The organism is Vibrio sp. Makdt, from assembly GCF_027587015.1.
Lineage (GTDB): Bacteria > Pseudomonadota > Gammaproteobacteria > Enterobacterales > Vibrionaceae > Vibrio > Vibrio chagasii_B.
The window spans coordinates 326,172-335,666 of the sequence record NZ_JAPPTH010000005.1 but is presented as its reverse complement, the minus strand read 5'-3'; the positions used below and the strand labels follow the sequence as shown (position 1 = coordinate 335,666).

The window sequence follows — 9,495 nt, the reverse complement described above, 5'->3', positions numbered from 1 at the left end:
TTAAGTGTTGGTATTGAACCCAAGAAATCAACGGATCAATTACAACTCCCTTTGTGATTTTTGTAAGTGGATTTTTAAGAAAATGCCAGTTTTTTACATAAATTTCTCGGATTTTTTTGTAAGGTTTTTTTGTTAGTAAGAATTTTTATCTAAACCTATGTTATAAAAACGAATTCACTTACTCAGCCAGTCAAACTTACATTTTTCACCTAAGGGTTTTTTTACGGCCTCATGCGCACTAATTTGCGCGGAGGGATGAATACGCCAGTAGGCAAAGAAGAGTCTTTCCCAACCTGGACAGTTGACGTTGCTAATGAGTCGAAAGGTATCATTCAAGACTGGGAGCTATACACCGGGTGTTTTACCAATCTCCCTACAGACAAACCAGTTGATGTTTTGTACTTAGACCCACCATACGCAGAACCAAAAACCAAGCCAGGCGAGAAAAAAAAGAAAACCATGTTTACGACTTATGCCGGCTTAAAGTTCAACAATGATATGCAATACAAGGTTCTCGAGTTCTCAGAACGATTCCCTGAGACCACTCGAATCATAATATCGAATTCGGTATTTGACAAAAAGTTACTAAAAGCTTACAAAGCTGCGGGCTTCAAACTGTACCTGATAAAAGTACCTAGGACTATTGCCGCAAAAGCTGCATCGAGAAAGCCTGTTGAGGAAGTGATTGCACTCAAGAACTTCAACACTAAAAGGGTTGGCACGCTTTGTAAGCACTTAAAAGCTCTAAAATTGTAGAAGGTCAGATGGTAGTAAATATTGAATTGAGAGTGCGCCAAAAGCGTCAGCATAGACGCTTTTAGCTATAGGCGTTTAACCAAATGGGTTTATACCAACCTGATCCGCAACATTCTTTGCAGCCTTAGCTAGTATTTTCTGTTCCATCGAGTCTGGATAGAGCTGGGATACAGTCTCAGTACTTAGGTCTGAAACCAAACTTTTAATAGACAGACTTGGAGTGATCTTCATCTCTAAAATGTCATGAGTCATGACCTTGAGAGGCATAATTAAAGGCAGTGTTGAGGCAGGAAAATGGGTACGAATCAAAAGAGATGTTGCTGCCAAGTAAAGTCTGTCTAAACTAATCAGTTCAGAACGCTCCAACCCGAAGGCCTTTACAGTTAAGTCTATTTCCTCGAATGACAAATGAGAGAGGTGGCAAAACGAAGCAATTGATTCAACTTCGTACCTGTTACGCGAACTGGCTCTCTCTACTATTGAAGAGATGTAATACTCCGTCCCGCGCATCGCCTCTTTAACTAAGTCAAATTGATCAAATGACTTTGACCCCTTATAAGGATTTTCAGCGTGAAATGAGTTAATCAAGAACGCTAAAAACAAAGGGCATCTAAAGAAAAACTTTTGGACTTCTGCGTCCTGCGGGAACACTTCATCCATAAACGAGGTTTCCTCATTTATGGCACCCAAAACACTTTCCATGTACTGAACAGCTGAAGCATAGCTGTCAACATTTACCATATTCATATTAAGCCTACTACTGAATCTCTAACCACCAACTTTATAAATAGTTGGTTAGTATATTTATTATTGTATGTTTTTGTAACTGCTCCACATAAGTGAAGCAAGATCACAATTATGCTTTATGAAAAAGTTTTCAGCAACACAAGAGGCATAAAAATCACATACATACGTCACATTATATAAATTATTTCTATAGCCTCTTTGTATTGATTGACAGCTATAAACACCATCCATTTGCAACATATTGGTTACAAATCAGTCTAAAATCGTCATTTTAACGACGAAAATAAACTCAGATCGCAGAATTCTGTCTAATAAAACATTGATTTAAAATGGTAATATTTGCGAATGAATTCACTTTTTTGGCCTACTACATAATGACTTTAAATCCAACCTTTGCCCCACTACTGTCACTATGCCTCTTACATTCTGTAAACGTGACGGCATCAACGCAGTACGAGCCTCAAACTATAAATGGCTTTATGAAGTACAGTGAAGGCTATTACGATTCCAGTACCGGTCAAACAATGGCAGCTCAATGTAATCACTCCCTAAAAATTTCTGAATTGCTCGCAGTTTCCAAATTGAGTAAGTACCTAACAGGTAGTACAATTAGTTCCTCAGAAGTTAATGACGATGGTAAATTCAAGATTGCCACTCGTAGCACCTCAAATTCCATAAGACCTGACTATAAAGTTGTGACCACTGGTAGTTTCGATAATTACTTTTGCACACTTATAGCCACTAAAACCAAAAGATGAATACAATGAAGAAGAAATTATTAGGTTCTATCATGGCCGTTGGTATTGTTGTTGGTGGCTTCGTCGCTGCTAAGACAGTATCGCTAAACCATTTCAACTCAGCATTGATTAACACACCCGCTGTAAATGACGTCGTATCCGATTACACCATCAAGAACGGTGCTTTATTCATAGAAAGTATAGTGACAGATTTTGACGGATTTCAATGGCAGTCAATTACCAAAGTTGATCTAGGCGATGAAGGCTTAATGTTCAAACTTACAACTAAAGCGTTTGCAATCGATAAGACTACGGCCGAAAAATATTACAATTGGATTAGCGCTACGAATAACTCTCTCAATGCAATTGCTGAAACAAGCGTATCTCTTGGAAATGTGCACTCGGATATACGCTTCAAGCCAATTCAACTCAACACACCAACAGGTCAAGTAACCATTCCTGAGACTGCCGTCATAATTGATAACTCGAAAGGTTCTAGCTCTATCGTTATAGCTGCGCTAGGAGAAATGGAAGTGGATGCCGTGGGTAACAAGACTACCTTCGTTAAGCCAAGGCTTCGATACCAACCTTCTACGACTTCAGATGGTGTCATTTATAGCGTAAAATTCGATTCGGTAAAGGTGGGCTTGCTAGAAATTAGTAAAGCAACGACCGTTGATTTCGCTTTACTACCTGAACCTGAAGGCAAGTTTAATCTCGGCATTGATGCACGAATTGAGAAAATCGCAAACATCAATGACTTTTCATCCCGAATCGTAATGGACAACTTAACTGAAAGTACCCTTTCTAACTTGGGAAACGCTGCTTACAATGCTTTTGCTACAGATCTTGCTACTAAGGTTTCCAATATGACCACCCTTTTCGATTACGCTAAGGCTGGTGGAGCCGTATCCTTAAAACTAGACGCCGTTGATGATAATGGTACGCCATTGAAAGTCGAAGCTAACCTAGGTTTTGATGAACAATATAGGAAAGGAATTACGACTAACGATGCATTCTCTATCGTCACAGGGGCTGAATTGGATGCAAACCTAGTAATTCCAATTGATCTGGCAGTCACCACTTTCGGTGCGGAGTGGACTTCAAAATTTATTAGTGACGGTATGGTTAAACTTAAAGATAAACAGCTGGAGACTGTAATCAGTGTTCGTAACATGGATGCTACGGTCAACGGCAATACCTTTAACCTTTAACCTTTAAGTCAGCACAAAAAAAAGCCAGCTACTAGCTGGCTTTTTTTAATCCAACCTTTTAGTTCGATTCAGCATGCGTTTCTTCCGATTCGCTATCGCCGACGACTTTATTGGCCATGTAGATTGGATACATAGCCATAAAGAATGCCGCTGATAAGAAGACGCCTGCAAATACAATCGGTTCGACAGAAAATGCTACTTTTGAACAGGTGAAAGCCAACATAGCAAGAGGAGCCCAAAGGAGAATAGAGGAGTTTTTTCCTCCATACATTTTACGAACTGAATCTTCGTTCAAACGTTCACCCAATGGGAGCCCTGATGCGATAAGTGCATTTTTAAGCTCAGAGTTCTTAGAGTTCTTATTGTTCTTCACCATTCGCGAACCTAAAGTAAGAACAATGTATTGCATAACTAACAGTACAACTCCGACGCCAACTGCCCCTCCCATCGACAAACTGACAATTCCAGCAAAATCAAAACTAATCCAAAAAACTAGCATCATAAGAGCTAGATTACGTGCGTGCTTAGCATTTTTAAACATTACGAGTCTTCCATTTAATAATTAAACTTGAAATCAATAGGATAGCTAGCTGACACACGAGTACATACGCCACGAATACAACCAGCAATGAGAGCAAAAACAATAATGAACTATCTATAAATTCAATTACTTGCTCAGTGAAGAGCAAGAATAAACAAATAAAGAGAACTATTGATTGCAACAGTCCACGCTTCACACCTTGCATGTCAGGAACAGAAGGAAGCATGTGTTTTACTATAGACGTTAAGAGAAACGCCCAGAGTAAATACCGCTGCCAATCCAATTCAAACAGTTTCAAGTGAGAAGCATATGTGTTCCGATAAAACCAATCGACCGCACTAAATAACCCATGGCGCTCGATGATATATGAAACACTTCCGATTAGGCCGTTAATGTCAAATTCAGGTATTAGCACCATCGTTATGACCCAACAAGCAATCAAACCAGAGAATATTGGTGCCACCCCAATAAAGAAGCAGCCCATTGTTTGGTAGAAACTACCAACTTTGTACGAATGCTCAACCAAACCAAGTTGACCGTTTGGCTTGGGATTGAACAATTCGACCTTTAATAGCTTATGCCTGAAGGCGAGTACGCAAAAGGCATGTCCCAGTTCATGAACTGGTGTCCCAACCGAAGCGAGGGTAATGACCAAGCTCCCATGACCGCGGCCAATCATTTTCCGGTCAGAGTAATTTGTGATAAACCTCAATAAAAGCAGTATCGTTAAACAAACCAACCCTAGGGAAATAAGGTAAACAATCAATTACTTTGGATTACCTGTTGGAGAATATTCACTGGTATATTTAACTGCTCCGCTTGAGCTAACAACTCCTTAGCCTTAGCTACTTGTTCAGCTTGCAACTGTCGAGCTTTCTTATCCTCTTCCTCTCTTGCTACGACAATTAACCCCAACTCCTCATATGCCGAACGAAGTTGTTCTGTTGTGGCATTCTTAGCTTGCTTGCTAAGTAATGGCTTACTGTTGAATATTGTCTTGTCGTTGGATACTTTTTTACGGTTTTGCTTTTTTCGTAAACTCGGCGTCTCACTAGAGGCAGAACCGGCTTGTGAATCGCGCACTTCATTTCGATTGTTTGGGTTCTGTTGAGATTCATCAAACATCATTAAATTCCTTCGTATGTATCTAGAAAGGCTCGAATTGGCTGAGGGCGACTATAGATATATCCCTGGCCAACACTTACGCCTAATTGTTTCAAATAATTTAGCTGCTCAATTGATTCGATTCCTTCAACAACTAAGTCAACATTATCCATTTCTTGAACCCAACCTATCATTGACTGAAGCATTTTCTGAGCAACGATTATCTTGGCGTTTCCTTTGTCAAAAGCAGTATGAATAAGCGCTCGATCAATCTTGATTTCGTTCGGATTTAGATAAGTAAGATATGAACAAATTGTGGTACCCGCACCAAAATCATCTAGCGATACAGAATAACCCAGCTCTTGAATGTACTGCATGTTGGTGTGAGCCGTACCCCCATCCTCAATATGACCCGTTTCTGTAATCTCAAGAATTAACTTACTCACAAGGTCAGCATCTGTGGACGCAACTTTACTCAACCATTCAACAAGTTCAGTCGAGAATAGTGAACAACAATACAGATTGACTGATATGGATAAATGAGCAAATTTGGGCATATCCCTAAAGGTTTGCAGTTGAATCAAAGCCTGCTTCAGAACAAGAAGATCTAAGTCAGTTTCCAACCCAAACCTCTCGATTTCTGGTAAAAACATGTCGGGATACAACATCCCTTTGGTTTGGTGCTCCCAACGAATAAGGAACTCAATCCCTTTAACCTTGGCCGACTTAATATCTACAAGTGGTTGACAGTGGATAATAAAAGCATTGTCGGCGATAGCTTTCTGTAACTCATATTTCGTAAACCTCTGCGATTTAGGTAGTAGAGTTGAAACAGATGTTCTAATTTCACTGAGTTGAGTATTTGCCGCTAATTGCTTAGGGTCATTAATATCGATCAAGCTGAAATCAAGTTGAAGTCCATGGTCAATTGCAACATCGTTGATAGCAGAAAACGTATCGGTAAGTTTAGACTCATCATCTCCAGCAACACAAATTGAAGCAAATATTTTCTGGTCTAAAACGTTAAACGAATTCAACTCCAATCCTTTGGATTCGAATCGCTTCGCAATTTCGTGAGTCAAGAAAGTAAGGCAAGAGAAGCTAGTTCCCATAGCTTCATTCTTGATCGCACTAAATGACGCGACAACACCAACATTCAATGATTCAATACTGTCAGAAGCAACATTAGATAAACATAGCTCGGAAGCACTCATATTCTTTTCCCTTTAGGCCGTACAAAGGCATTTGAAATTCAGGCCCAACCAAAACATAAAACCTCCTCCCAACATGACTATCTTCGACTAACGTCAGATCTTTGTAAGTAAAAATCTTGTTAACTTCATTGAATTTTTTCTTCCAGCAACTATCACACTGCTTAATTGAAACCTCTCCATTTTTATCATTGTGCGAAATAGTCACAGTTCGCTTAATAAAAAATAAAGGCAGCAATAAGATAAAAAATAAAGGCAACAGAACAGTTGGGTACTGATTCACCATCGCACTAATCGAACCATAGACAAGCAAACCGGATAAAACCATAACTGGAATGCGCCCGGAAAACTTATAACGTGAAATTTTGACTCGATTACTATTCATAAGACAATTCAGCTACGCGGAATTTGGGTCCTTCTCCGCTCTGGTATTCACCCTTCCAACTCAACTCAATTTGTTGTTCAGGGATACCTAAAGCGACTAACTCGTCACGTAGGGCTTCAGCCCGTTTACGACTTAGTGCTTTATTGTATCTTGCATCCCCTATTGAATCAGCTGACCCTAAAACCACTAACTTCTTGTTTGGATATCGCTTAAGATACTGAGCTATTTCAGCCGCTTCAAAAACTGCCTTTTCATCCATATGAGAACTATCAAAAGCAAATTGGACACGATCACTGCTGTTTACAGACTCAAGAAAAGCAACTCTGTCATGATCTTCACTGTGCGAGCCCGTCGACTGATAGAACTTGGCCAATTCTTCGTCCGTCATACACGCAGGGTACTCCTCCGTACACACGCTATGATGATGCCCAGTCTGAACCATCAACCACTCTTCAAATGAGTTGTCAGAATGATAGACGTTGTTTTTGTGGTGAAGATGACCGACTAAAAGGGAATCTTCGACCAAGATAAAGGATGGGACATAGTAAACCTTTTCAAGCTTTTCATATCGAGAATAAATATTCTCATATCCAACTTCATTGCTCGGCCCAGAGTACACTAATGATTCATGGTGTTTAACTGGTACTAAATGGTTATGTTCAGGGTCCTGACAATAATCGTCAGATGCAGGATCGCTCGAACTACAAGCTGAAAGCATTAAGGACGCCAGAACAGATACAACTATCCTGCTATTGCTATGCATTAGGTTACCAAAAATTATTTTTTGAGAGGTGATTTTAAATAATACCACCATTAAAGTGGCTGATCACCCATTGAAACAAAGATATTGCGACTGAAACACAATCACAATCCCAGATCACTAGATGTAGAATTCAAATTCATGTGAATTAAATGGTATATTACAGTTAATATTGAATCAACAATCGACTCAACAAACTTTAAGGTAGATCTAGAATTATGAAAATTGCAACACTAGCTTTAACCGTAGGGATTGTTTGTAGCGGTCTACAGTACTCTTTCGACGCCATTGCAGCGGAGACAATCTTAGTCAGCAAGCAAGTTTCTGAAACTCGCTCTACTACACTTGTGGCTAACGCAAACACCCCAATGCGTGAAATTAAGGGCCAAGCGAAAGTTCAGCTGATACATGAAACTTTAGACGTTCTACCAACATACATCATGTCGACTCAAACAATCGTCAACAATGAATACACGGAGAAAATGCAGTTTGTAGCCGCAGCTCTAATCGAAGTTTCAAGTGAAAAGTACGATATCAACTATGACGGAGACTTAATCACATTAACAATGTCAGCTACGGTCAAGTTCGATACGAATGAAATCAACCGCAAAATCAAACAGATCGAGAGTGATACCAATCGAAATAACATGGTGCATGAATCTTTGACTAACGAGCTGAAGTTAAACTCACAAGTCGACCAGATCAATAAACTCTACAAATCTAACGTATCAGGTTCTTCATTTAAGGCCGCTCAAGATTATCGAGCCCTGAACAGTGAACTGGTCAACATTCCCTTAGGAGACATGGTTGCCGAGTTTGAACTAAAGGAAAAATTCAAAAAAGCTGACGCTGAACTCAAGAGAGTAAAATCAATCAACAATGAATGGTTGAACCTAAGTAAATACGAACGTGCTGAATTTGAAGCAAACGTAGCTTTGGGCAATATAATCAACACAGCCTATATGGACCAAATAAAACGCCCTCTGACTCTTGAGGTGACAGGAGTTGAGAATGACATGGTAACCGTGCGTGTGAGACCGCTTGCTGGATTACCCTACATGATGCCTTGGTCAATAGCAGGTCATGAACACATTGGTCCATACTCGGAGAAATTGGCTGGTGGCGTTCGCAACATGCACTTTCTTGATTTCAACTGCATAACAGGCAAAGACCCAAGAGAGACAAAACATGCTTGGCTTAAAATGCTTGAAAAAGGCAAATATGTTGATTTAATAAGACGTGAAATATCCTACATGACTGTTGATGGTACAACGCATGAACCATCAAATGGCCTCAATTTGACGCTAGAACACAGCGACTTAAAAGTTAAGTCAAAAGGAAACCACAGATATGACAACCCACGTCAGGACCTATATGTACCTGGATATAACACTCCAATTTTTCACTCGCCAAAACTGATAGAAACAATAGGGAAAGATACCTTTGTTTCGCAACCTATCGGTATTACATGGAACAAAACCAAAGCAGAAATTGACGCCCTTGGTAGTGAGGAAAGACTGCTCCCACATCAAAAGCCAAATACTAATACTCTCGTATGGGGTATTAAACTAACATTAAATGGGCAAACCCAGACAAAACCATGGATCGTTCGCCATGGAGAGGTCGCTAATTCTAAAGGCAAGTACAGGAAGAAACCTTATTCATGGAAAGCTTCAATAAATACTGGTGATACTAGTTTTTCAAAAAGAACAAAAAGCTGTCTGTCATTGGATACTTTAGATGATTGCCCAACCAATGAAGAATACAAGGTATTCAAGCAAGCTAGTGAGATTCAAACTGCCATAAATGAATCAATTGAAGTGAGTAGCAAAGTTAAAGATAAGTTCAATTACATCAATCCAATTCGCACCACACCTGTTCAATGTGGAGTACCGGTTGATACTAGCTATCCACAATTTAAACTAACTAGGTCGGAGGCTAGAAACTTATCTAATGCTGAAATAACTGTTTTCAGATATTAAAAAACGGGCTCCCTAGGAGCCCTTTCTAATTAATTGGATTAAGTTATCAGCATTTTAA

10 protein-coding genes are annotated in these 9,495 nt (G+C 39.6%); 3 read left to right on the top strand and 7 right to left on the bottom strand.

Going from position 1 to position 9,495, the window contains the following annotated elements; translation table 11 throughout:
- The first annotated feature begins 231 nt into the window (after positions 1 to 231).
- Positions 232 to 756: a DNA adenine methylase gene (locus OH460_RS09260; RefSeq protein WP_269996892.1), complete on the top strand. Its 525-nt coding sequence runs from the start codon at positions 232 to 234 to the stop codon at positions 754 to 756.
- 75 nt (positions 757 to 831) lie between these two features.
- Here OH460_RS09260 and OH460_RS09255 read toward each other — a convergent pair whose 3' ends face one another.
- On the bottom strand, positions 832 to 1,503 hold the full coding sequence (locus OH460_RS09255; protein ID WP_269996890.1) for a hypothetical protein: 672 nt from the start codon (positions 1,501 to 1,503) through the stop codon (positions 832 to 834).
- A 763-nt stretch (positions 1,504 to 2,266) separates the two neighbouring features.
- Between OH460_RS09255 and OH460_RS09250 the strand changes: the two genes are divergently transcribed.
- A complete protein-coding gene (locus OH460_RS09250) occupies positions 2,267 to 3,454 on the top strand; it encodes a hypothetical protein (RefSeq protein WP_269996888.1) in 1,188 nt (395 codons plus the stop codon).
- A 58-nt stretch (positions 3,455 to 3,512) separates the two neighbouring features.
- Here OH460_RS09250 and OH460_RS09245 read toward each other — a convergent pair whose 3' ends face one another.
- The 6 genes from OH460_RS09245 to OH460_RS09220 form a co-directional block, all read right to left on the bottom strand.
- Positions 3,513 to 3,995: a hypothetical protein gene (locus OH460_RS09245; RefSeq protein WP_269996885.1), complete on the bottom strand. Its 483-nt coding sequence runs from the start codon at positions 3,993 to 3,995 to the stop codon at positions 3,513 to 3,515.
- Positions 3,988 to 4,674 carry a hypothetical protein gene (locus OH460_RS09240; protein ID WP_269996883.1) on the bottom strand — a complete coding sequence of 229 codons (687 nt, stop codon included), beginning with the start codon at positions 4,672 to 4,674 and terminating at the stop codon, positions 3,988 to 3,990. The genes OH460_RS09245 and OH460_RS09240 overlap by 8 nt, the downstream gene beginning before the upstream one ends.
- A gap of 83 nt (positions 4,675 to 4,757) precedes the next feature.
- Entirely contained in the window at positions 4,758 to 5,123 is a 366-nt protein-coding gene (locus tag OH460_RS09235; protein WP_269996882.1) for an H-NS family histone-like protein, read from the bottom strand.
- Entirely contained in the window at positions 5,123 to 6,313 is a 1,191-nt protein-coding gene (locus OH460_RS09230; protein ID WP_269996880.1) for an EAL domain-containing protein, read from the bottom strand. Before OH460_RS09230 ends, OH460_RS09235 begins: the two co-directional genes overlap by 1 nt.
- The gene (locus tag OH460_RS09225) at positions 6,285 to 6,695 is read right to left on the bottom strand and encodes a hypothetical protein (protein WP_269996878.1); all 411 of its coding nucleotides are present in this window, start codon (positions 6,693 to 6,695) and stop codon (positions 6,285 to 6,287) included. Before OH460_RS09225 ends, OH460_RS09230 begins: the two co-directional genes overlap by 29 nt.
- A complete protein-coding gene (locus OH460_RS09220) occupies positions 6,688 to 7,413 on the bottom strand; it encodes an OmpA family protein (RefSeq protein ID WP_269996877.1) in 726 nt (241 codons plus the stop codon). The genes OH460_RS09225 and OH460_RS09220 overlap by 8 nt, the downstream gene beginning before the upstream one ends.
- Positions 7,414 to 7,673: 260 nt before the next feature.
- Here OH460_RS09220 and OH460_RS09215 point away from each other — a divergent pair, with 260 nt between their 5' ends.
- Positions 7,674 to 9,437, top strand: coding sequence for a hypothetical protein (locus tag OH460_RS09215; RefSeq protein WP_269996875.1), 1,764 nt, complete (start codon positions 7,674 to 7,676; stop codon positions 9,435 to 9,437).
- Positions 9,438 to 9,495: the final 58 nt, after the last annotated feature.